The organism is Microbacterium sp. LMX7-1.2, assembly GCF_040675935.1.
Lineage (GTDB): Bacteria > Actinomycetota > Actinomycetes > Actinomycetales > Microbacteriaceae > Microbacterium.
Map to the genome: position 1 here is coordinate 2135350 of NZ_JBEGIL010000001.1, position 20885 is coordinate 2156234.

At 71.0% G+C, this 20885-nt stretch carries 22 protein-coding genes; 15 read left to right on the forward strand and 7 right to left on the reverse strand.

The window, feature by feature from the left end; translation table 11 throughout:
• Positions 1-81 precede the first annotated feature (81 nt).
• Genes rpsF through rplI form a run of 4 tightly spaced genes read left to right on the forward strand, consistent with a single transcriptional unit; the run spans position 82 to position 1731 of the window.
• Positions 82-450, forward strand: coding sequence for a 30S ribosomal protein S6 (gene rpsF, locus MRBLMX7_RS10370; protein WP_050723583.1), 369 nt, complete (start codon positions 82-84; stop codon positions 448-450).
• A gap of 5 nt (positions 451-455) precedes the next feature.
• On the forward strand, positions 456-962 hold the full coding sequence (locus tag MRBLMX7_RS10375) for a single-stranded DNA-binding protein (protein WP_050723584.1): 507 nt from the start codon (positions 456-458) through the stop codon (positions 960-962).
• 50 nt (positions 963-1012) lie between these two features.
• Complete coding sequence (gene rpsR / locus MRBLMX7_RS10380; protein ID WP_017203799.1) at positions 1013-1267, forward strand: 30S ribosomal protein S18; 255 nt, start codon at positions 1013-1015, stop codon at positions 1265-1267.
• 11 nt (positions 1268-1278) lie between these two features.
• Positions 1279-1731: a 50S ribosomal protein L9 gene (gene rplI / locus MRBLMX7_RS10385; protein WP_363368231.1), complete on the forward strand. Its 453-nt coding sequence runs from the start codon at positions 1279-1281 to the stop codon at positions 1729-1731.
• Positions 1732-2104: 373 nt separating this feature from the next.
• Here rplI and MRBLMX7_RS10390 read toward each other — a convergent pair whose 3' ends face one another.
• Both MRBLMX7_RS10390 and MRBLMX7_RS10395 read right to left on the reverse strand, forming a co-directional pair.
• Complete coding sequence (locus MRBLMX7_RS10390; protein ID WP_363368233.1) at positions 2105-4111, reverse strand: beta strand repeat-containing protein; 2007 nt, start codon at positions 4109-4111, stop codon at positions 2105-2107.
• A 111-nt stretch (positions 4112-4222) separates the two neighbouring features.
• Positions 4223-5215 (reverse strand): hypothetical protein, encoded by a 993-nt coding sequence (locus tag MRBLMX7_RS10395; protein WP_363368235.1) that lies wholly within the window; start codon positions 5213-5215, stop codon positions 4223-4225.
• A gap of 541 nt (positions 5216-5756) precedes the next feature.
• On the opposite strand from MRBLMX7_RS10395, the gene dnaB reads away from it, so the two are divergent.
• From dnaB to MRBLMX7_RS10445, 10 genes are all read left to right on the forward strand, one after another.
• Entirely contained in the window at positions 5757-7130 is a 1374-nt protein-coding gene (gene dnaB, locus MRBLMX7_RS10400; RefSeq protein WP_050723587.1) for a replicative DNA helicase, read from the forward strand.
• Between the two features lie 289 nt (positions 7131-7419).
• Positions 7420-8670 (forward strand): S1 family peptidase, encoded by a 1251-nt coding sequence (locus MRBLMX7_RS10405; RefSeq protein ID WP_363368238.1) that lies wholly within the window; start codon positions 7420-7422, stop codon positions 8668-8670.
• A gap of 374 nt (positions 8671-9044) precedes the next feature.
• Positions 9045-9329, forward strand: a complete 285-nt coding sequence (locus tag MRBLMX7_RS10410; RefSeq protein WP_363368240.1) for an uberolysin/carnocyclin family circular bacteriocin — start codon at positions 9045-9047, stop codon at positions 9327-9329.
• 10 nt (positions 9330-9339) lie between these two features.
• Entirely contained in the window at positions 9340-9906 is a 567-nt protein-coding gene (locus MRBLMX7_RS10415) for a stage II sporulation protein M (protein ID WP_363368242.1), read from the forward strand.
• A 1-nt stretch (position 9907) separates the two neighbouring features.
• Positions 9908-10510 carry a hypothetical protein gene (locus MRBLMX7_RS10420; RefSeq protein WP_363368244.1) on the forward strand — a complete coding sequence of 201 codons (603 nt, stop codon included), beginning with the start codon at positions 9908-9910 and terminating at the stop codon, positions 10508-10510.
• Positions 10511-10556: 46 nt separating this feature from the next.
• A complete protein-coding gene (locus MRBLMX7_RS10425; RefSeq protein WP_363368247.1) occupies positions 10557-10940 on the forward strand; it encodes a hypothetical protein in 384 nt (127 codons plus the stop codon).
• The gene (locus MRBLMX7_RS10430; protein ID WP_363368249.1) at positions 10937-12424 is read left to right on the forward strand and encodes a hypothetical protein; all 1488 of its coding nucleotides are present in this window, start codon (positions 10937-10939) and stop codon (positions 12422-12424) included. Before MRBLMX7_RS10425 ends, MRBLMX7_RS10430 begins: the two co-directional genes overlap by 4 nt.
• Positions 12373-13023 (forward strand): ABC transporter ATP-binding protein, encoded by a 651-nt coding sequence (locus MRBLMX7_RS10435; RefSeq protein WP_363368251.1) that lies wholly within the window; start codon positions 12373-12375, stop codon positions 13021-13023. The genes MRBLMX7_RS10430 and MRBLMX7_RS10435 overlap by 52 nt, the downstream gene beginning before the upstream one ends.
• Positions 13020-13919, forward strand: a complete 900-nt coding sequence (locus MRBLMX7_RS10440) for an ABC transporter ATP-binding protein (RefSeq protein WP_363368253.1) — start codon at positions 13020-13022, stop codon at positions 13917-13919. Before MRBLMX7_RS10435 ends, MRBLMX7_RS10440 begins: the two co-directional genes overlap by 4 nt.
• Complete coding sequence (locus MRBLMX7_RS10445) at positions 13916-14701, forward strand: hypothetical protein (RefSeq protein ID WP_363368255.1); 786 nt, start codon at positions 13916-13918, stop codon at positions 14699-14701. Before MRBLMX7_RS10440 ends, MRBLMX7_RS10445 begins: the two co-directional genes overlap by 4 nt.
• Positions 14702-14707: 6 nt before the next feature.
• Here the strand turns inward: MRBLMX7_RS10445 and MRBLMX7_RS10450 are convergent, their stop codons facing one another.
• Entirely contained in the window at positions 14708-15367 is a 660-nt protein-coding gene (locus MRBLMX7_RS10450) for a response regulator transcription factor (protein ID WP_363368257.1), read from the reverse strand.
• Between the two features lie 263 nt (positions 15368-15630).
• On the opposite strand from MRBLMX7_RS10450, the gene MRBLMX7_RS10455 reads away from it, so the two are divergent.
• Positions 15631-16812, forward strand: a complete 1182-nt coding sequence (locus MRBLMX7_RS10455; RefSeq protein ID WP_363368259.1) for a sensor histidine kinase — start codon at positions 15631-15633, stop codon at positions 16810-16812.
• A 16-nt stretch (positions 16813-16828) separates the two neighbouring features.
• Here the strand turns inward: MRBLMX7_RS10455 and MRBLMX7_RS10460 are convergent, their stop codons facing one another.
• The 4 genes from MRBLMX7_RS10460 to MRBLMX7_RS10475 form a co-directional block, all read right to left on the reverse strand.
• Positions 16829-17620: a DNA/RNA non-specific endonuclease gene (locus MRBLMX7_RS10460; RefSeq protein ID WP_363368260.1), complete on the reverse strand. Its 792-nt coding sequence runs from the start codon at positions 17618-17620 to the stop codon at positions 16829-16831.
• A 141-nt stretch (positions 17621-17761) separates the two neighbouring features.
• Positions 17762-18658 (reverse strand): SDR family oxidoreductase, encoded by an 897-nt coding sequence (locus MRBLMX7_RS10465; protein ID WP_363368262.1) that lies wholly within the window; start codon positions 18656-18658, stop codon positions 17762-17764.
• A gap of 69 nt (positions 18659-18727) precedes the next feature.
• On the reverse strand, positions 18728-20533 hold the full coding sequence (locus tag MRBLMX7_RS10470) for a glycoside hydrolase family 15 protein (RefSeq protein WP_363368264.1): 1806 nt from the start codon (positions 20531-20533) through the stop codon (positions 18728-18730).
• A gap of 100 nt (positions 20534-20633) precedes the next feature.
• Positions 20634-20858, reverse strand: coding sequence for an RNA-binding S4 domain-containing protein (locus MRBLMX7_RS10475; protein ID WP_363368266.1), 225 nt, complete (start codon positions 20856-20858; stop codon positions 20634-20636).
• Between the last annotated feature and the right edge of the window lie 27 nt (positions 20859-20885).

A 20885-nucleotide genomic window follows, 5' to 3' on the forward strand; every position in this document is an offset into this window, starting at 1 on the left:
TACCCGGGTGGACGACGTGCACACACCCTCCTGCTCCCGGGAAAGTCCCGAGAGCCGTTCTAGTCCGAAGGAGGTGGGTAAGTGACGCACCAGTACGAACTCATGGTCATTCTGACCCCCGAGGTCGACGAGCGCCAGGTCGCTCCTACGCTCGACAAGTTCCTCAAGGTCATCACCAACGATGGCGGTTCGATCGACAAGGTCGACATCTGGGGCAAGCGCCGTCTGGCGTACGAGATCCAGAAGAAGAACGAGGGCATCTACGCCGTCGTCAACTTCACCGCGACGAGCGAGGCCACTCAGGAGCTCGACCGTCAGCTCAAGCTGAACGAGCAGATCATGCGCACCAAGGTCCTCCGCTCGGAGGAGGCTCAGGCGATGATCGCGTCCGAGGCCAAGCGCTCCGAAGAGAAGGCTGCCCGCAAGGCCGCCAAGGCTGCGAAGGCCTGAGTCCGATGGCCGGCGAAACAGTCATCACCGTGGTGGGAAACCTCACGGCCGACCCCGAGCTGCGGTACACGCAGAACGGACTGCCGGTGGCGAACTTCACCATCGCTTCGACGCCTCGGAACTTCGACCGCGCCGCCAACGAGTGGAAGGACGGCGAAGCGCTGTTCCTCCGCGCGTCGGTCTGGCGTGAGTTCGCCGAGCACGTGGCGGGCTCGCTGACCAAGGGCATGCGCGTCATCGCGCAGGGCCGTCTGCGTCAGCGCTCCTACCAGGACCGCGAGGGCAACCAGCGCACCGCGATCGAGCTGGAGGTCGACGAGATCGGCCCCTCGCTCCGGTACGCGACCGCGCAGGTCACCCGCGCGGCGTCGAACGGCGGCGGCGGTGGCGGGCAGTCCCGTCCCGCGCAGCAGCAGCAGGTGTCGGAGGAGCCGTGGTCCACGCCCGGCTCGTCGACCAGCGCGGACGCCTGGAGCACTCCGGGCAGCTTCGGCGACGACACCCCCTTCTGAATCAGGATCTCCGGATGCTCCGGCATCCGTCTCATAACTAAGGAAAAACAATGGCTGGAAAGTCGAGCGGCGACCGCCGCAAGCCGCGGAAGGGCGCGAAGAACGCCGCTCCCGCGAAGTCGATCCGGGTCGGAGTCATCGACTACAAGGATGTCGCCACCCTCCGCAAGTTCGTCTCGGAGCGCGGCAAGATCCGCGCCCGTCGTATCACCGGTGTCTCGGTGCAGGAGCAGCGTCTGATCGCCACCGCGATCAAGAACGCACGCGAGATGGCGCTCCTGCCCTACGCTGGCGCAGGCCGGTAAGGGGTAGCGACATGGCAAAGCTGATTCTCACGAACGAGGTCGCCGGGCTCGGTAGCGCCGGTGACGTGGTCGAGGTCAAGAACGGGTACGCCCGCAACTACCTCATCCCCCAGGGCTTCGCTACGGCGTGGACCCGCGGTGGCGAAAAGCAGGTCGCTTCGATCCAGGCTGCTCGTCAGGCGCGCGCGATCCACGACCGCGACGAGGCTGTGGCGCTGAAGAACTCGATCGAGGCCGCCAAGGTGCGCCTCGCGGTCAAGGCCGGCAAGGAAGGTCGTCTGTTCGGCTCGGTGAAGACCGCCGACGTCGCCGACGCCGTCCAGGCTGCCGGTCTCGGTGCGATCGACAAGCGCAAGGTGCACATCACGTCGGCGATCAAGTCGACCGGTGAGCACGAGGCCACGGTCCGTCTGCACGAGGACGTGACCGCTGTCATCACTCTGCAGGTCGTCGCCGCCAAGTAAGGCCCGACGCTCCGCGCGAACGCCCTCTGTCCTCCGGGACAGGGGGCGTTCCGCATTCCCGCCCGTTCCCGTTCCCGTCTTGCCGTCTTGCCGACGCCCCGTCTGGTTGCCGACGCCCCGTCTGATTCACGTGAGTGAACCGGGGCGTCGGGAACCAGCAGGGGCGTCGGCACGCGGGCGAGGGGAGAAGGACGGATGCCGGAGGGCATGGCGGATGCCCCGTGCTGGGGACACGGGGCATCCGCAGACTGCGCGGCGCCGCAGCGGCCGGCGAGGGCTGGGGACCCTGTCGGACCGGCGGGCTGGAGCCCGCGCACCGGCGACACAGCATCTCCTCCCCCGAGGATGCCCTGTGCCGCCGGGGCCTACAGCGTTACGCGATCGCGCGGCGGCGGAGCAGCATCCCACCTCCGAGGAGGAGGAGCAGCAGCGCCATGGCGGTGAGCGCCGTCGACGACGCGTCACCGGTCATCGCGAGACCCTGCGCCGAACCCGCGGCGGTCACGAACCCTCCGCCGATGGATGCGCCTCCGACGGTTGTGCCGTCATCGGTGCCCGGGTCCGTTCCCGGGTCGGTGCCAGGGTCGGTGCCGGGGTCCGTTCCGGGGTCCGTTCCCGGGTCGGTGCCCGGGTCGGTTCCCGGATCGGTGACCGTGCTGTCGCCGACCACGGAGATGGCGTTGCCGCCGAGAGTGATCGGCAGGGTGATCGGTGCGGTGATCTGGCTGCCGCCGAGGATGCCGTCGTCACCGGTGGTGATGCCACCGGTGGTCGGGGCCTCCGTCGCCGGCGTGCCGACGCCCGAACCGCCGACGACCGCGCTGTCCCCGAGGACGGAGACGGCGTTGCCGGTGGCGGTCACGGGAGCGGTGACCGGAGCGGTGACCTGGGTGCCGCTGGCGACGCCGTCGCCACCCGAGGTGGTGCCGCCGGTCGTCACACCGTCGGTGCCGGGGCCGGTCGCAGCGCCGCCGCCGTCGACCGCGCTGTCGCCCAGGAGGGAGATCGCGTTGCCGGTGGCGGTGACCGGAGCGGTGACCGGTGCGGTGATCTGGGTGCCGCTGGCGACGCCGTCCTCACCATCGGTCATGGCGCCCGTGGCGGGTGCGGTCGATCCGCTCGGTGCGGCCGGAGCCGTTCCGCCGTCGGTCCAGCTGTCGCCGAGCAGCGACACGGCGTTGCCGGTCGCGGTCACGGGAGCCGTGACCGGTGCGGTGACCTGCGTGCCGCCGAGGACCCCGTCATCGCCGGAGGTGGAAGCCTCGGTCGTCGGCATCCAGGAACCCGAGGGCGCGGCCGGAGCCGTGCCGCCGTCGACCGCGCTGTCGCCGAGGAGCGAGATCGCGTTGCCGCTGACGTTCACCGGTGCGGTGACGGGTGCGGTGACCTGGGTGCCGGAGGCGATGCCGTCGTCACCCGTGGTCGTGCCACCAGTCATGGGCGCGGCACCGGGTGCCGGAGCGGCCGGAGCCGATCCGCCCGAGGTCGCGCTGTCGCCGAGGAGCGAGATCGCGTTGCCGCCGACGTTCACCGGTGCGGTGATCGGTGCGGTGACCTGGGTGCCGCTCGCGACACCGTCCTCTCCGCCGGTCGTGGCGTCCGTGCCGGTCGCGGTCGATCCGGTCGGTGTCGCCGGCGCGCTGCTGCCGCCGCTCCAGCTGTCGCCGAGGAGCGAGATCGCGTTGCCGCCGACGTTCACCGGAGCGGTGACGGGCGCGGTGACCTGGGTGCCGGAGGCGATGCCGTCGTCACCCGTGGTGGTCGGTGCGGACGACTCCGTCGTGGTGGGAGCGGATGCCGGTGCCGCGGCATCCTGTCCCTCAGCGGAGCTGTCTCCGAGCAGCGAGACCGAGTTGCCGGTGACCGTGATGGGGACGTCGACGTCGATCAGCGCCTGCGTGCCCGAGAGCAGTCCGTCGACGCCGTTCGTGGTGATCGCCGCGGACGGTGCCGCCGCCGCGGGTTCCGGCGCTGCGGCAGGTGCCGCGGCCTCGCTCGACGAGTCGCCGAGCAGGCTGATCGCGTTGCCGCTCACCGTCACGGGGAGCGTCACGTCGACCACCGCCTGCGTGCCCGATGCGGTACCGGACTCCCCGCTCGTCGCGGGTGCGGGTGCAGGTGCCGGAGCAGGGGCGGGTGCCGGAGCCGGGGCCGGTGCGGGTGCAGGGGCCGGTGCCGGCTGCGCGGAGGAGTCTCCGAGCAGTGAGATCGCGTTGTCCACGATCGTGACGGGGACGGAGATCGGAGCCTCCGCCTGGGTCCCCGAGAGCAGTCCGTCGTCTCCCGAGGTCTCCGCCGCATTCGCGGCGGTCGCGCCGAACAGGGTGACCCCGCCGGCGATGAGCGTGCCCCAGAGGAGCCGCTTGATGACAGTACGCATGATGACCTTCTCCTGACTTTCAGTGGTGTGCGTCTGGATGGGTGCGTGCGAGTGGATATGTGTGCGCGCGCAGCACGGCATCTGCCGTTCCGGAGAACGGCGCGACGGACGTCAGTCAGGAGAGACGTCGGTGTCGGCGACCAGCGACGTCGGCAGGACGTCGTCGGATGCGCCGGGGGTCCGCTCCACGGCACGGAGCGGTGAGAAGCCCACGTCGCTCGTGCGAGCGTGGGAGAGAACGGATGCTCCGCCGGAGCCGGCCGAGGAGACCGGCGCGGCCGGCGAGCCGCCGGAGGCCGGGAGAGTCGTGCCCCCGTCGGCCGAGGGCGCACTCATAGCCGGGGATGCGGCAGGCGAGGCCGTCCGCACGGTGGGCGGAGCCGTCCCCTGAGCGGATGCGGGCGGAGTCGTAGTCGTCGCCACGGAGGACGGCGCGGCGATAGCGGCGACATCGTCCTCCACGGCACCAGGCCGGGACGGCGCGAGCGCCTCGAGGACCGGCGGGACCGTGCCTTCCACGACGCCGCCGACGAGGGCGGTCGTGTCGTCGAGCACGCCGACGACGCTCGTCAGCAGGGTGTTCACGCCGAGCCGGTCGATCAGCGTCCCCACGAGGGGGAGGGCCGCGACGGCATCCTGCACGGGGGTGACGATCTGCGAGACCGGAGCCCCCTGCAGGAGATCCGTCACCGGATCCACGACCCCCTGCGCGGTGTCCGCGACGGTCTCGACGACGGGGGCCGCCGCCGGTCCCACGACGGGGACCTCGGCGACGGTGTCGGAGACGGTCTCGACGACAGCGGGGGCCGCCTGCTGCACGGGAGCCACCACCTGGGTGACCACCGGGGCGACGACTTCGGTCACGACGGGAGTGACGACCTCGGTGACGACGGGTTGGGTCACCGCGGTGACGGTGTCGCCGACCGCCGTGACGGTCTCGCTGACGAGGGAGCTGACGCCTCCCAACAGGGAGGGATCGGACTGCTCGTCGGCCTGCGCCGAGGAGCCTCCCGTGAGTGCCGTGATCGCGGCCCATGCGAGCGCTCCCAAGCCACCCCAGAGGACGACGGCTGGTACGCCGCGTCGGGTTGCTCGAGCGTTCACGATGGCTTCCCTCCCCGAAAGCTTCTCGTTGCATGCATCCTGCGTCGATGTGTCGGCGACGATACTCCCGACATCTCGCGATGTAAACCCCTACTTGCCGCAGAAATGAGGACATCTCGCGCAATAAATCCATCGACTGGACACAGGACGCGCCCGGTGGAATCCCCACTTGACTTTCCCCAGGTTCTGCACATCTGTTTCCCTCGGTGTCGAACCTTCAAGGTGCAGTTGAAGCACTTTCCCATCCACAGGGTGGGGAAACCGAAAACCCCAGGTCTCAGCCAAAAAGAAAGTTCTGCGTGCCGATACTCCACGGGGTTATCCACATGCGTTCTGCACAGACACTCCGGACTTCTCCGCACGCTCTCCACATGGTTATCCACAGGCTGTGTTGCGACCGGAAACCGGCGCTCGTAGCGTGGTCCAGCGACCCGATGTCGGAAGTTCCTGGTTTGCTGCGCAGACGGTCCTTCCCGGCCGGAATCACAGCGGGACGAGGTCGCGTCCCGCACCGGGGGAACGTCGTAGCGAAGGGAGAAGCGTGTCGATCGCGGACATCTCAGAGGAGCGCCTCGGAGGGCAGCGGAAGCCCGAACGCACCCCGCCGCACGACCTGCTCGCCGAGCAGAGCGCACTGGGCGGCATGCTCCTGTCGAAGGACGCCGTCGCCGACGTGATCGAGACGCTCAAGGGCGCCGACTTCTACATCCCCAAGCACGAGCTCATCTACGAGGCGATCCTCTCGCTGTACTCGCACGGCGAGCCGACGGACGTCGTCGCGGTCACCGACGAGCTCATCAAGACGGGCGAGCTCAGCCGCGCGGGCGGCGCCGACTACCTGCACACGCTCACCTCGATCGTCCCCACCGCGGCGAACGCCGGCTACTACGCGGGCATCGTGTCGGAGCGGGCGATCCTGCGCCGTCTCGTCGACGCAGGGACGCGCATCGTCCAGCTCGGGTACGACGGACAGGGCGATGCGACCGACATCGTCAACAACGCGCAGGCCGAGATCTACTCGGTCACCGGATCGGAGACGGCCGAGGACTACGTTCCGCTCACCACCGCCGTCGATGCGGCGATCGAGGAGATCGAGGCCGCCAACGGACGCGACGGCTCGATGACGGGCATCCCGACCGGGTTCCGGGAACTCGACGAGCTGACGAACGGACTGCACGGTGGCCAGATGATCGTCGTCGCGGCGCGACCCGCCATGGGTAAGTCGACGCTGGCGCTGGACTTCGCGCGCGCGGCATCCATCGGCCACGACTACCCGTCGATCTTCTTCTCGCTCGAGATGGGCAAGAGCGAGATCGCGATGCGACTCCTCAGCGCCGAGGGCGCCATCCCGCTGCAGAACATGCGCAAGGGAACGCTCGACCCCCGCGACTGGACCACCGTCGCCTCCACCCGCGGACGCATCAACGACGCCCCGCTCTACATCGACGACAGCCCCAACATGACGCTCGTCGAGATCCGCGCCAAGTGCCGTCGGCTCAAGCAGCGCGCGGGCCTCAAGATGGTCATCATCGACTACCTGCAGCTCATGACCTCGGGCAAGCGCGTCGAGTCGCGTCAGCAGGAGGTCTCGGAATTCTCGCGAAGCCTCAAGCTGATCGCCAAGGAGCTCCAGGTGCCGGTCATCGCGCTCTCGCAACTGAACCGTGGTCCCGAGCAGCGCCAGGACAAGAAGCCCGCCATCAGCGATCTGCGCGAGTCCGGATCGATCGAGCAGGATGCCGACATGGTGATCCTGCTGCACCGAGACTCCGTCTACGACAAGGACGTGCGCCCGGGCGAGGCCGACCTCATCGTCGCCAAGCACCGCAACGGACCGACCGCGACCATCACGGTGGCGTTCCAGGGTCACTACTCGCGCTTCGCCGACATGGCCCCGGGCGGCGACTTCAACTGAGTCGGAGCTACTGGGTGCTCACCGCCGCACCCATTGACCCACTCCCTCGGAAAACCACCCAGGGTGGAATCGCTCCCCGCTGCCACCACCGGACGTATGTCCGGAACTTCTCCCGTTCTCCGCGCGTACCCTTTTCAGACTCCGTCCAAAAACCTACGGTGGCCCCGATGCAAGGCATCGTTCGAGGCCGCAGAGCCGCGACCTCGGACTGGCGAAAGCTCATATCTGAGGAGGAAGTGTGCATCTTTCGTGGAGAGGGAACAGCAGGACGGCGCGATCGAGGGGCTGCGTGGCATCCGCTGCGATCGTGCTGGCGCTCGGGGCGACGGCGTTCGTCGGCGCTCCGGCGTTCGCAGAGGAGGTGTCCACGCAGTCCGCACCGCTCGACGACTCCGGCTACGAGGAGTTCGTCGACGAGGTGATCGCGACGGATGACGCGATCAACAGCATCGCCCAGGACGGAGCAGGCAACGTCGTGGTCCGCGCCGACCTCGCGCAGCTCGACGCTGCGGCGCAGGCCGAGCTCGACTCGTACGAGAACCTGGTCGTGATCGACGACCAGCCGATCCAGGCGCTCGCGGCGAACGACATCGTCGGGGGCGCGGGCTACGCGATCGACGGTGCGGGCGTCTGCTCCTTCGGGTTCAGCGCCTGGTCGCCGTCGGGAAAGCCGGCCATCATCACCGCAGGGCACTGCGGCACGGCCGGTCAGCGGGTCGACCGCACCCAGCCGCAGCGCGACGCCGCCGCGTACTACCCGAACTCCGGTCCGGGCGCCGCCTTCTGGTCTGATGCCGCGGGACGCAACGTCGGTACGTTCGCCTTCTCGCAGTGGGGCGGTCCCGGCGGCACGGCCGGCGCGAACGGCGACGTGACCAGCGTCGACGTGGCCGCGATCACCGTCACCAACTCGGCGCTCCGCCTGCGACCCGCCGTGACCGACTGGACCACCGAGGCCAGCGGCGACCTCTCCGCGTCGACGATCCCGGTCACGGCGGTCGGCGAGGCCCGCGTGGGCGACTCGATCGTGCGCTCCGGTCGCACGTCCGGCATGCACAGCGGCACGGTGCTCGAGGTCAAGTCCTGGACCAAGGTGTGCGAGAAGGTCACCCCGGTGCCGACCGGATGCCACTGGGTGTACGGCTTCCGCACCGACGCGGTCTCGCTCCCCGGGGACTCGGGCGGACCCTTCATGCGCGGCACGACCGCCCTGGGCGTCCTGTCGGGCGGCGGTGGCGGCACCTCGTTCGCCGCGGATCTGAAGGCGGGTCTCGCCGTCACCGGCGGGTACACGCTGCAGCTCGCCGTGGCCGCCCCGGCCGTGACATCGACCTCGGCGCAGGCTGCAGAGGCCGATCAGGTCTCCGGAACGGGCGAGCCGGGAGCGACGCTCATCGTCGACCAGGCCGGCGTCGTCACGGAGATCCCGATCGCCGCGGACGGCACGTGGTCGTTCCCGGCACCGGATGCCGGAACGGCCGCCTACACGCTGAGCGTGGAGCGCGGCTTCGACGTCTCCGACGCGGTCGTCTTCCAGTAGCCGATCACCTCGACACGGTTCCGCCCCCGGGTGCGCCCTGCGCCCGGGGGCGGAGCTGTCGAGAGCGTGCGGCAGGCGGGACGCCCCCACCACGGGGGAGGCGGCGGAAAGGGCGCCCCGCCTGGCGTCGTCATAGGGACGACGCCACAGGCATCCGCATCGCAGCGCGAATGACCGCTTCGCAAGCGTGACACCACGCGGAGCGCGGCGCAAGTCCCGGGTCCTCCGACGTCAGGACCGGCGCCGTCCGGACGTCTTGCCGCCCGGGACCGGACAATCGGCCTACCGACCCGATCTCCGCCGATGGGAACCTGCTGTCGTTCGAGCACATGGGCTCGAGCGACAGCCCTCGGGCCCAACAGGAAGAAGAGATCATGCAGAGTTCACTTGCAGAGTCGCGGACGTCGCGCGGCACCGTCGCCGTCACCGCGATCGTCGCGGCAGCGGGAATCGTCCTCGCGGGGCTCAGCGCCGCGTACATCGCCGGCATGTTCGGGCTCTCGTCCGCCGTGGCCACCCAGATCGTGAACGCGATCTCGGTCGGCGGCGCCGTGCTCGCGATCGCCCTGGCGCTCGTGTCGGGCGGCATCGCGGGCGCGGTCGTCGCGACGGCGCGCTGGGCGATCACCAAGTGGGGCGAGAAGGCTGCGATTGCCTGACGACTCCGTCATGAGCGGACGGGGACGGCTCGATGTGCGCAGCCTCGGCATCGCCTTCGCGGTCGTCCTCGTCCTCTTCGTCGCCGCCGTGCTGATCTCGTACTCGACGCTGTCGGGGCGGGTCGCCGGCGGCGGCGGGTCGCTCGCGGCTCCGCTCGGTGATCCGGACACGCCGCTGTTCCTCGCGATCCTGCTGCGCAACGCCGCCGTGGCGCTGGGCCTGTTCGCGGGGGTCCTGACGGCGGGTCTCGGCTCGCTCATCGGGATCGCCTTCCTCGGGTTCCTCGTGGGGGCCAGTACGGCGGCAGCGGCGACGGAGATCGGACTTGCCGCCGCCCTCGCCTCCGTGATCGGGTACGCGATCATCGAGCTCCCCGCGCTGCTCCTCGCGGCGGCGGCGGGGCTGGTCCCCGCATCCGCTCTGCTCTTCCCGTCGCGGCGCCTCGGTGAGCTGCGACCGCTCGCCCGCTACCTCGCACCCCTCCCCGGATCCCTTCTCCTCCTCGCGATCGCCCTCGTCCTCATCGTCGTCGGGGCGGGCGTCGAGACCGCCATCATCAGCTCACGAAGGATGTGACATGAGTGCACCGCTCTCCACGGCTCCACGGACGGATGCCGTCGCCGCGGCCCCCCGCAGGACCGATCGGCTCATCCTCTGGGCGGCGGTGCTCGCGACCGTCGTCGTGATGATCGTCCGTCTCAGCGGCCAGCTGCTCGAACGCATCACGGCCGACGACCAGGTGCGCGACCTCGCCGCCGGTCTCGACGACCCCGCGCTCGCCGAGCTCGCGGTGCGCATGGGGGTGATGCTCGCCGTGGTGATCTCGGCGGTGTTCCAGATCATCTACCTGTTCCTGTGCGCGACGGTCGACGAGAAGCTCCTCGCCGGCGTCATGGTCCCGACCGGCCGCCGCGCCGACCGCAAGGGGCGGCGCCCCGCGCTCGGCCCCGCCGTGGTGGTGGGGATCGCCGCGACGCTCCCGGTGCAGCTCACGGCCCTCGCCTTCGGGCTCACCGCGCCCAAGGACTCGCCGTTCCTCGGCGTATGGCTCCTCGTGCTGGTCGCGGTCGTGTCGGTGTGGGCGTGCACGCGCCCCGCACTCCGCGACCGCGGACCGCGCGGTCGCATCCTCCTGGTGGCGGTGCTCGTCGTCGTCGCAGCCATCTCGTTCCTCCTCTGACCCGTCCCGCTCACCCCGCCCCTCTCGCCCGACCACAGGAGCCCCCATGCAGACCCTCTACGCTTCGTCGCGACGCATCGTCGCGTCCCTCCTGATCGCGGTGCTCGCGGTCTACGCGATCCTCACCGTCCTGCGCGACCTCGATGCGTCCGGCGCGCTCGACACGGGGGCGATCGTGGTGATCGCGACCGCGGTGCTCGCCGCAGCGCTTCTCGCGGTCGTCGCCGCGCAGTCCGCTCCGCGGTTCGGCTTCGACATGATCGCCTTCCTCCTGGCGGCGATCGCCGTGGCGGTGAGCTGGGGTGCCGCGGCGCTCGAGCCCGGGTTCCTGATCTACCTGCCCGCGGTGATCGTCGCGATCGCGTTCGCGACCATGGCCCTGATGCTCCGCACCGAGGCGGGTGCGGCGGTGACGAAGGACCGCCTGTGAGCACGACCGCCGCAGGGGTGGCTCGGAGCATCCAGGACGCCACGACACTGGACGGCCTCGGATGGCGGCTCACGCTCCCGGGGTTCCGCGTCGCGAAGGCGCTCGGCGCCGTGCTGTTCCTGTGCGGCTCAGGAGTGGCGTCGGCGATCGCCGTGGATGCCGTGAGCGCTGCGCTTCCTGCCACCGGGTCGAGCGTCGTCGTGATCGGCGCGCTCGCGATCGGCGCCTACGTCGTCATCCTCCATGCGGTGCGCGAGTCCCTCACGACCCGCCGCCTGCAGCTCGTGGACCATCCGCTGGCCGGGTTCTTCGTCGCGATGGACATCCCGCGCCGGGCCGTCGTCCTCGCGGAGTGCCGTGATCGCCTCCTGACGACGGGGGCACTCGTGTGCGGCATCGCGAGCGGGGTCGCGGCGCGGGTGATCGTGGCCGGGGCGTCGACCGCCGAGGTCATCGCACTCGCGGCGATGCCGGCGGCGGTGCTCGGAGGGGTGCTCGCGATCACGGCCTCCACCGCCGCCTGGGTGAATCCGCACGCACGGACGCGGACGCTCCTCGCGGTCCCCGCCGGTGTCGTCGCGGGGCTCGTGATCGTGGGGGCGGTGCGGCTCACGGTCGTGACGGCTGTCGCCCGCGCGGATGCCGTCGCGCCGGCATCCTGGACCGCTGTGGCGTCGGTCGTCGTGGCGTGCGCCGTGGTCTCGGCCGTCCTCGCCGCCGCTGCGCTCCGCGCGGTCGGCCGCTCCGACTTCGTCGCGGTGCGGTCGGAGGAGGCGCGCGTGACGCGGTCGCGCCTCCTGCGGGGGTCGGCATCGGGGGTGTGGATCGGGGTCGTGCTGAGCGACCTCTCCCCGCTCCCGCGGGCGACGGCCCTCTCCCGTCTCGCGTTCGTCGTCTGGGCGGGCGGCACCGCCGCGGCCGGGGTTCAGCTGACCACGATCGCCGCGGCGGGATGGCAGCTGCCGGAGGTGGCGATCGATCGGTTGTCGGGCGTCCTCTCTTTCGTGCTCGGCCTCACGGTCGCCGAGATGCTGAGCCGGTGGATCGGCCCCGCGGCACTCGCACCCCGCTGGCGGGCGAGCTGGGAGGCCGGAGCATCCTCCTGGACGCTGGCCACTGCCCCCGTGCTCGTCGCCGTCGTCATCGGCCTGGGACTCACGGCGCCGCTCGCGATCGCCTCGGCCGCGTTCGGCGGAAGCCCGGCCGTGCCGGTGGGCGTGATGCTCTCGGCGCTCGCCGCCGCCTGGGTCGCTGCCGCGATCGTCCCCGCGGAGCCCCCGCGCCCCGACGGCTCGAGTCCCTCGTCGCTCTCGGCCGGGGTCTTCTGCGTCATCACGTCCGCGGCGCTCGCGGTCGTCGTCCTCGCGGCATCCGCCGCCGGTGTCGCCGCACTCGGCGTCGCCTCATCCGTTCTCTCCCTGGGAGGTGCCGCATGGGTGACGAGACGTCGCGTTCTCGCCCTTCCCTCGAGGCCGCTGGTCTGACGGTCGGGTACGCGCCCGACCGCCCCGTGGTCAGCGATCTCACGTTCTCGCTCGCCGGACCAGGCATCGTCCGGCTCGACGCCCCGAACGGATCGGGCAAGTCGACGCTGATCGAAGCCGCATCCGGCTATCTGCGGCCGTTCGCCGGCAGCATCCGGGTCGACGGGCAGGAGGCCCACCACCCGGCGGTGCGCGCGCACCGACGCGTCTGCCGCGCGGCCCCGGCGCTGCATCCGCACCTCAGCGTGCTCGACCATCTCGCGCTCGCCGCCGACCTCGCCGGCGTCACCCGCGACGAACCCCTGGAGCGAGCACGCGCCTACGGGATCGACCGCTGGTTCGGCACCCGCACCTCGGCCCTCTCGACCGGCACGGCACGTCGACTGTGGTACCTGATGTGCACGACCGGACGCTTCTCGGTCGGGCTCCTCGACGAGCCCTTCAACGGTGTGGACGCGGAGTCGGCGGAGCGGATGGTGGGGGAGATGAACGGCTGGGCCGAGGACGTCCTGCTGGTCGTCGTCTCGCACGCCGTGCCTCCGGGCCTGCGGATCGACGAGACGCTGTCGCTCGACGCGGGCGTGGAGAGGGTCCGATGAGCATCGAGCTCCGTGGCGCCGACTACCGCTTCCCCGGTGGGGGCGGTGTCGCCGACGTGTCCTTCGCCGTGCGCTCCGGCGAGATCGTGTGCCTGCTCGGACCCAACGGGTCGGGCAAGTCGACCACCCTGCGACTGCTGCTCGGTCTGATCCGCGGGGGCGGCGACGTGCTGGTCGACGATCGCCCCGCGCCCCGGCAGCCGTTGGGGGAGACTCTCGGCAGCATCGTCGACGACGGCGGGCTGGATCGCGCGTGGACCGTGCGCCGGTACCTGCAGCTCATCCGGGTGGCGCGCCGCGCACCGCGCTCCGCGGTCGACGAGACGATCGCAGAGCACGGACTCGGCGACATCGCTGCGCGGAGGATCGGCGCGCTGTCGCTCGGCCAGACGCAGCGCGTGGCGTTCGCGGGCGCGCTGCTCGGCGACCCGCGCACCCTCGTGCTCGACGAGCCCCTCAACGGCGTCGACGCGCACGCGGTGCCCGTCATGCTCGACCGCATCCGCCGGTTCGCGGACGGCGGCGGGTCCGTCCTCATCACCTCGCACCACCTCGCGCACCTGCAGCGCCTCGTCGACAGGGTCGTCGTGCTGGATGCCGGACGACTCGTCGCCGACGCCCCGATCGAGGAGTTCCTCGCGACGTCCGTCATGAGCCATGTGCTCGTGGAATGCGACGAGCCCGTGACGCTCGCGGAGGAGCTGCGGCGCGCGGGCGCCGTCGAGGTGACGATACGCACGGCGACCGAGCTCGTCGTGCGCGGCGTCGGCAGGCGCGTGATCGGCGAGGCGGCGTGCCGGCGCCGGCTCGTGGTGACGCGGCTCGAGGAGATGACCCCCACGCTCGAGGAGGTCTACCTCGACCTCACCGCGCCGGCGAACGGAGGCAGGCCATGACCGAGGTCCGATTCGAGGCGCTGCGCGTGAGCGCCATGCGCATCCTGTGGGTGCTCGTCGGCATCGCGCTGATCACCGGCGCGGGGATGGCCGCCGCGGTCGTCGCCATGACACGGGACTCGACCTCCCCGGAGGCGTTCCTGCAGTCCGTGACCTCGTCCGTGACGGTGGCCATGACACGCGGGCCCTTCGCGGTCTCGGTGTCGGTGCTGCTCGGCATCCTCCTCGCCTCCCGCGACCTGCGGCGAGGGGTATCGGGCACGACGATGGTGCTCTTCCCGCGTCGCGGTCGTCTGTTCGGCGCTCGGCTCGCGGTGATCGGGGTCGTCGCGGCGGGCACGGCTGCGGCGACCGCGCTGCTGTCGCTGGGGGCGGCGTCTCTCGTGCTGCCGGCCGGCGTCGAGGTCGACGGTCAGGTCCTGTGGCGGGTCGCGGGCATGTTCGTGATCGCGCAGACGTGCTTCGCGATCATCGGAGCCGCGCTGGCGATCCTGACGAGGTCGGCCGGAGCGGCGGCGGCGATCGCCTTCGGCTGGATCCTGATCGTCGAGCCCGCGGCGAGGTTCGCGGTCCTCGCGACGGGGCGTCTGGCGGAGGTCGCCGAGTACCTCCCGGTCGCGGCCGCCAACGCCATGGTGCACTCGCTCTCGGCAGGGTCGGCGGCCAACGAGCCGGATCTGCTCAGCGCGACGCCGGTGACGGCGTCGATCGCGCTCCTCGGACTCACGGTCGTGCTGACCGCGTGGGCCTGGGCGGGATTCCGCAACCGGCCGCTCCTCTGAGCGTGTTCAGAGGGCGAAGCTGATCAGCCCGGCCCGCGCGGCCAGGACCAGCACCTGCACGCGGTCCCGAGCATCCCACTTCGCCATGATGGAGCTGAGATAGCCCTTGATCGTGCCGGGGGAGAGGTGCAGGGCCGCGGCGATCTCGATGTTCGACCTGCCGTGGGCGAGCTCCGTCAGCACCTCGCTCTCGCGGTCGCTCAGCTCGGGGAGCGTGATCGCCGCCGACCCCGCGCCCACGCCCTCGCGGATCGAGGAGAGCAGACGTTCCGTGACGCGCGGCGACAGCACGCCGCCGCCCGCGTGGATCTCGCGGATCGCGGAGATGATGTCCTCGGGATCGGTGTCCTTGAGGAGGTATCCGGATGCACCCGCGTTCAGCGCGGCGAGCACGGGCTCCATGGTGCCGAAGGTGGTGAGGGCGATCACGCGGGCGCCGGGCAGATCGGCGGTGATGCGGCGGATCGCCTCGATGCCGCCCATGCGGGGCATCTGCAGGTCCATCAGCACGACGTCGGGGTGGATCTCCGCGGCCATCGCGACCGCCTCTGCGCCGTCCGCCGCGACGGCGACGACGGTCATCCCCGCCTCGCCCTCGATGAACACGGAGAGCGCGCGGCGCACGAGGGTCTCGTCGTCGGCGATCAGCACGCGAACCGTCTCCATATCACCAGCCTACGCATCGTGCGGAATCACGCAGGCCGACCGGACGAACGGCCGGTCCGATTCCGGACATTCGGCGGTGTCCGCGCGCGACGACCTGCACGGACAATCTTTCCTGCGCCCGAAAGTCGGACGCAGGAGGGATGGGGGACATGGGAATTCGACTCGGACTGCTGGCGGGACCGTTCACCGAGCTATGCAAGCTGCTCCGCATCTGTCAGGGGTAACCTGGACGCTCGGCGAGAGCGTCAGGAGACGTACGGCACATGAGCACCCCGGGACGGCGGCTGACCGCACCCCGCGTCGGTGACCTGTTCGTCGGCTCCTCGCCGCTGTCGAGGGTCGAGCGCGGGGTGCTCGGCGCCCTGATCGTGATCGGCCTGATCGTCGACGTGCTCCTGCCGTCGGCCGCGCCGAACCTCGGCAGCGACGCCTTCGAGATGGTGCTCATCGCGGCGTTCGCGCTGTTCCTGTGGACTCCTCGGGTCGGCGCGATCGTGCTGCCCATCGCCGTGGGGCTGTCGTTCCCGCTGGACGTCGTTCCGCAGGCCCTGCTCGCGGGTGCGCTGGCCGCGGGGCTCGTCGCGCGCAGCTGCACGCGGGCGATCGTCGCCGGCTACGCCGCGGTCTACATGGTCCTGCTGCTGGTGGCCGCGTCCACGCAGCGCGACCTGGGGCTCGGCGGCACGATCGTGATCGTGATCATCGCGGGCGTCGCGATCGGCGTGGGCGCTCTGCAGCGCTGGGCGATCACGTCCGAGAAGCGCACGGCCCGGGAGCTCGCCGAGCGTGCGGAGCAGGAGGAGGCGGCGGCGCACGCGGAACGGCAGCGGATCGCCGACGAGCTGCACGACATCCTCGCGCATGACCTCACGATCATCGCGATGCACGCGAGCGTGCTCGAGCGCTCTCCCGAGGCCGACGCGCAGCGGCAGTCGCAGGAGGCGATCTCGGCCGCCGCGCGCAAGGCGCTCGCCGATCTGCGATGGATGCTGGGGCAGATGGACGTGCTCCCCGGGGACGAGAACGTCGTGATCGGCGATCTGGGTTCCGCGGTCTCCGAAGCGGTGGACGAGCTGACCGCAGCGGGATGGGTGGTCGCGCTGCGGGGCGCCGACCTGACGGCCGAGGAGCTTCCGCGTCCGGTCACGACGGCGCTCGCGCGCATCGTCCGGGAGGCCGGGACCAACGCGCTGAAGCATGCGAGCCCCGGCCGTGCAGAGCTCAGCTTCACGAGCGAGCGGGACTTCGTGGGTGTGCGGATGGTCAACGACCTCGGCGAGGGCGACCGCCATCGGCTCCCTCCCGGCGGCTACGGCATGGTGCGCATGGCGGAGCGGGTGCGGAGCCTCGGCGGTGAGCTCGAGGTCGGCGACCGGGGCGGACGCTGGAGCCTGGAGGTGCGCGTGCCGCGACGGATCGCCGTGCCGACCCTGCCGGCGGAGTGATCCCGCTCGGCCGGTTTCAGAGCACGATGTCGCCGGTGGTCGTGAGCGGCACCCGTCCCACGGGCCGGACCGTGGTGCGCCGGGGGAGCACGTCGGCGCCTTCGAGCACACCGAGGTCGATGCGGGCGAGCTCTCCCACCTCGGTCACCGGGACCTGGAAGGTGCGGAATCCGCCCAGCGGCGGTGCGGCGCGCAGACCGTCGGCGAGGTCGACCAGGTCCGACTGGTCGAGCAGGAAGGCGGCGGAGGCCAGGCCGTCCGGGCCCTCCCAGGCCGCGACCTTCCAGAACCGGAGCGGGACGCGGATGCCGCGATACGGCGGATCCTCGTCGTCGAGGACGGGCGCAGTGAAGACCGAGACCCGCTGATCCGTCGACTCGGCGTACGCGATCACGTGGTCCTCGAGTCCGAGCCACAGCTCCTTCGACTGGTTGAAGCCGGCTGCCTGGGGCGCGGCGTTGGGGTAGAAGAACGTCGCCTCCGTGGCGGCGCGGGCCTCAGCCGCATCGCCCCATCCGGGGTCGCGGCGCCGCACGAGGTGCCCCCGGTCGAGGTCGTTGCGGGCGTACACGGCGGCGCCGGCCTGCTGGTCCTCGTCGACGCGGGGGTCGAGCCGCCAGTCGCCCGTGCGGGGCACCTCGCGCAGCATCCCGCCGTCGATGTTGACGCCTGTCACGGCCGCGAGCCGACGTGCCGGATCGAGCAGCACCGTGAAGCGCGGATAGGTCAGCTCCCGCACCGCCTGCGACGGCAGGGGAAGCGGCACGCGGGTGGGCAGGAAGTCGAGGTCGTATCCGTCGGCGGCCATGCCCCCATCCTGCCGCGTCCCACCGACATGCCTCCGCGACATTGATGCCGACGCCCCCGCTGGACGACGACGCCCCTGCTCGTTCACGTGAACGAGCAGGGGCGTCGCAACTCAGCCGGGGCGTCGAGACGACGCGACGACTCAGGGGGTCGGCATGCCGCCGTTGACGTTGAGCGTCTCGCCCGCGACGTAGCTCGACTCCGCGGATGCCAGGAACACGTAGGCGGGGGCGAGCTCGGCGGGCTGTCCCATGCGGCCCAGCGGCGTCTCCTCGCCGAACTGGTCGATCTTCTCCTGCGGCTGTCCGTCGCTCGGCTGCAGCGGGGTCCAGATCGGTCCCGGAGCGACCGCGTTCACGCGGATCCCCTTCGGAGCGAGCTGGTCGGCGAGTCCCTTCGTGAAGGCATTGATCGTCGCCTTCGTCGACGCGTAGTCGACCAGGATGCCGGACGGCGAGTACGCCTGGATCGACGTCGTGTTGATGATGGTCGACCCGGGGGCCAGGTGCGGCAGCGCGGCCTTCGTGATCCAGAACATCGCGTACACGTTGGTCTTGAACGTGTCGTCGAACTGCTCGTCGGTGATGTCGGTCAGCGACTCCTGGTAGATCTGCTTGCCGCCGTTGTTCACCAGGATGTCGAGTCCGCCGAGAGCGCCCACCGCCTCCGCCACGAGCGTGCGGCAGTACTCGGCGTCGCGCAGGTCCCCGGGGATCTGGGCGACGGTCACGCCCGCCTCCCTGGCGATGCCCGCGATCCGGTCGGCGTCCTCCTGCTCCTCGGGAAGGTACGACAGCGCGACGTGAGCGCCCTCGCGCGCGAACGCGATCGCGGTGGCGGCGCCGATGCCCGAGTCGCCGCCGGTGATGAGGGCCTTGCGGCCGGCGAGGCGGCCGGAGCCGCGGTAGCTGTCCTCGCCGAGGTCCGCCTTCGGCGTGAGTTCGGCGTCGAGGCCCGGCTCGGGCATGTGCTGCTTCTCGGGCTGGATGTCGGCGTAGAGCTCGGCGGGGTTCACGAAGGTGTACTGGTCACGAGACATGGTGTGTCCTCTCCTTGTTTTCCGGTCTGGGTGGGGCAGGTCTGGGGTGCGCGGTTCCGGGCGGTCGGGTCAGCGGCCGCGCAGCTTCGCGGGAGGGATGACCTCGCGCATGGTCATCGCGGCGGTCAGGAACGCCAGATGGCTGAGCGCCTGCGGGGTGTTGCCCCAGGCGGAGCCGTCGTCGGCGTCGATCATCTCGGCGTAGATCCCGACGTCGTTCGCGAGCGTGAGCAGCTTCTCCATGCGCTCGATCGCCTCGTCGTGGCGACCCACGCACGCGAGGGCCTCGACCCGCCAGAACGCGCAGGCGACGAACGTCTTCTCCTCGGCCGACACCCCGCTGTAGCGGTAGAGCAGCGAGCCGGCGCCGAGTTCGACGCTCAGCGCGTCGATGGTCGACGACATGCGCTCGCCGCGATCGAAGCCGCTCGGCGCGTGCAGCAGCACGGATGCGTCGAGCTCGTCGCTTCCCGAGTAGAAGACGTAGGCTCCGCGCGCCTCCGACCAGCAGTGCTCGTCGATCCAGGAGCGGATGCGCTCGCGCTCCGCGCGCCAGCGCTCGGCACTCCCCGGGATCGCGTCCGCCTCGGCGAGGGCGATCGCGTCCTCGAGCGCCTTCCAGCACCCCATCTTCGACGAGGTGTAGTGTCGCTCCTCGGGCAGCTCCCACATGCCCGAGTCGGGGTTGCGCCACACGTCGCACGTGCGGTCGGCGATGCGCGACAGCATCCGTCCGGTCTCGACGTCGAGCACGTTGCCGGCGTCGACGTACGTGCGGCAGATCGCCAGGAGGTCGCCGTAGACGCCCAGCTGCAGCTGCTCGCCGGCGGGGTTGCCCGTCACGACCGGGCCGATGCCCTGCCAGCCGGAGACGTCGTACTCGGTGGGCTCGGGGACGAGTCCGCCGTCGAGCGTGTACATGACGTGCAGGTCCGAGCCGTGGGCGCGGATCGTGCGCAGCAGCCACGACAGCGCGGCGTGCGTCTCCTCGCGCAGACCGAACCGCACGAGCGCGTGTGCGGTGTATGCCAGGTCGCGCACCCAGGCGTGCCGGTAGTCCCAGTTCTTGCCGCCGGCGGGGTTCTCCGGCAGCGATGTGGTCGCGGCGGCGGCGATCGCGCCGGAGGGGCTGTGGATGAGCAGCTTCAGGGCGAGGGCGCTGCGCTGCACCATGTCGCGCCACGGTCCGTCGTACGAGAACACGCGCGACCAGTGCTGCCAGTTCGCGATCGTGCGATCGATGCCGTCGTCGACGTTGTGCGGGTCGGGGAGGTGCAGCGGCTCGTCGTGCGTGGCCGCGAGGGCGATCAGGTGCCGGGAACCCGGCGAGGTCGTGAACGAGCCGTCCAGCACGGGTCCCGAGTGGCCCTCTCCGTCGGCCTTCGCGGGGCCGTGCTCGAAGCCGACCACCGCGAGCGCGGTCTCGCCGCTGCGGATGATCTCGCCGAGCTCCGTGCGCTCGAGCCAGGGGGATGCGGTCTGCAGGGAGGATCCGGGCTGCACGTGCCACCGCATCCGCACGCGGCCCTCGAGCCCGTCGATGCGCCGCGCGAGCTCGGCCCAGGGCAGCCGCCCGGCGACGCCGGACACGAGCGCGTCGGTCACGCGCACGCAGCCATCGTCGGTCGTGAACGTCGTCTCGAGGACATTCGTGTCCGGCACATAGCGCCGGGTGCTGCGGAAGTCCCCGTCGGGCCGCAGCTCCAGGCATCCGCCGGTCGTGTCGTCGAGCAGACGCGCGAACACCGGCAGGTCGGTGAGGCCCGGCAGCGGCAGCCAGTCGATGCGCCCGTCGTCGGCGATCAGCGCGACCGTGCGTCCGTCGCCGATCGGCGCGTACGACTCGATCGGGCGGGCGGCGTGGACGGCGGGCATGCGTCCATGGTCGATCTGCCGCCGTGAGCCCGCAAACGCCTTGCGCGCAGGGCGGGGCGTGGGTTACACGCGTGCGTGCCGAAGAGGGGTTCGTGCGGGGTCAGGGCCGGACGCGGACCGTGCGACCCTCGAACGACACGAGGTCGCCGTCGTGCAGCTGGCGTCCTCGCCGTCGATCGACCTCGCCGTTGACCTTCACGAAGCCGTCGATCACGACCTCCTTGGCGTCGCCGCCGGAGTCGAGCAGCCCGGAGTACTTCAGGAACTGTCCGAGGCGGATCATGTCGCCGCCGATGGACACGTCGGTCGGTTCGGGGGTGGCCATGAGTGCCAGCGTAGTCGCGGGCGACGG

What these genes read in the sequence shown, in the direction of transcription:
- MRBLMX7_RS10375 (WP_050723584.1), top strand. Translation starts at nt 456, where the DNA reads ATGGCCGGCGAAACAGTCATCACCGTGGTGGGAAACCTCACGGCCGAC.
- rpsR (WP_017203799.1), top strand. Translation starts at nt 1,013, where the DNA reads ATGGCTGGAAAGTCGAGCGGCGACCGCCGCAAGCCGCGGAAGGGCGCG.
- rplI (WP_363368231.1), top strand. Translation starts at nt 1,279, where the DNA reads ATGGCAAAGCTGATTCTCACGAACGAGGTCGCCGGGCTCGGTAGCGCC.
- MRBLMX7_RS10390 (WP_363368233.1), bottom strand. Translation starts at nt 4,111, where the DNA reads ATGCGTACTGTCATCAAGCGGCTCCTCTGGGGCACGCTCATCGCCGGC.
- MRBLMX7_RS10410 (WP_363368240.1), top strand. Translation starts at nt 9,045, where the DNA reads ATGCAGAGTTCACTTGCAGAGTCGCGGACGTCGCGCGGCACCGTCGCC.
- MRBLMX7_RS10415 (WP_363368242.1), top strand. Translation starts at nt 9,340, where the DNA reads ATGAGCGGACGGGGACGGCTCGATGTGCGCAGCCTCGGCATCGCCTTC.
- MRBLMX7_RS10420 (WP_363368244.1), top strand. Translation starts at nt 9,908, where the DNA reads ATGAGTGCACCGCTCTCCACGGCTCCACGGACGGATGCCGTCGCCGCG.
- MRBLMX7_RS10425 (WP_363368247.1), top strand. Translation starts at nt 10,557, where the DNA reads ATGCAGACCCTCTACGCTTCGTCGCGACGCATCGTCGCGTCCCTCCTG.
- MRBLMX7_RS10435 (WP_363368251.1), top strand. Translation starts at nt 12,373, where the DNA reads ATGGGTGACGAGACGTCGCGTTCTCGCCCTTCCCTCGAGGCCGCTGGT.
- MRBLMX7_RS10440 (WP_363368253.1), top strand. Translation starts at nt 13,020, where the DNA reads ATGAGCATCGAGCTCCGTGGCGCCGACTACCGCTTCCCCGGTGGGGGC.
- MRBLMX7_RS10445 (WP_363368255.1), top strand. Translation starts at nt 13,916, where the DNA reads ATGACCGAGGTCCGATTCGAGGCGCTGCGCGTGAGCGCCATGCGCATC.
- MRBLMX7_RS10450 (WP_363368257.1), bottom strand. Translation starts at nt 15,367, where the DNA reads ATGGAGACGGTTCGCGTGCTGATCGCCGACGACGAGACCCTCGTGCGC.
- MRBLMX7_RS10455 (WP_363368259.1), top strand. Translation starts at nt 15,631, where the DNA reads ATGAGCACCCCGGGACGGCGGCTGACCGCACCCCGCGTCGGTGACCTG.
- MRBLMX7_RS10460 (WP_363368260.1), bottom strand. Translation starts at nt 17,620, where the DNA reads ATGGCCGCCGACGGATACGACCTCGACTTCCTGCCCACCCGCGTGCCG.
- MRBLMX7_RS10465 (WP_363368262.1), bottom strand. Translation starts at nt 18,658, where the DNA reads ATGTCTCGTGACCAGTACACCTTCGTGAACCCCGCCGAGCTCTACGCC.
- MRBLMX7_RS10470 (WP_363368264.1), bottom strand. Translation starts at nt 20,533, where the DNA reads ATGCCCGCCGTCCACGCCGCCCGCCCGATCGAGTCGTACGCGCCGATC.
- MRBLMX7_RS10475 (WP_363368266.1), bottom strand. Translation starts at nt 20,858, where the DNA reads ATGGCCACCCCCGAACCGACCGACGTGTCCATCGGCGGCGACATGATC.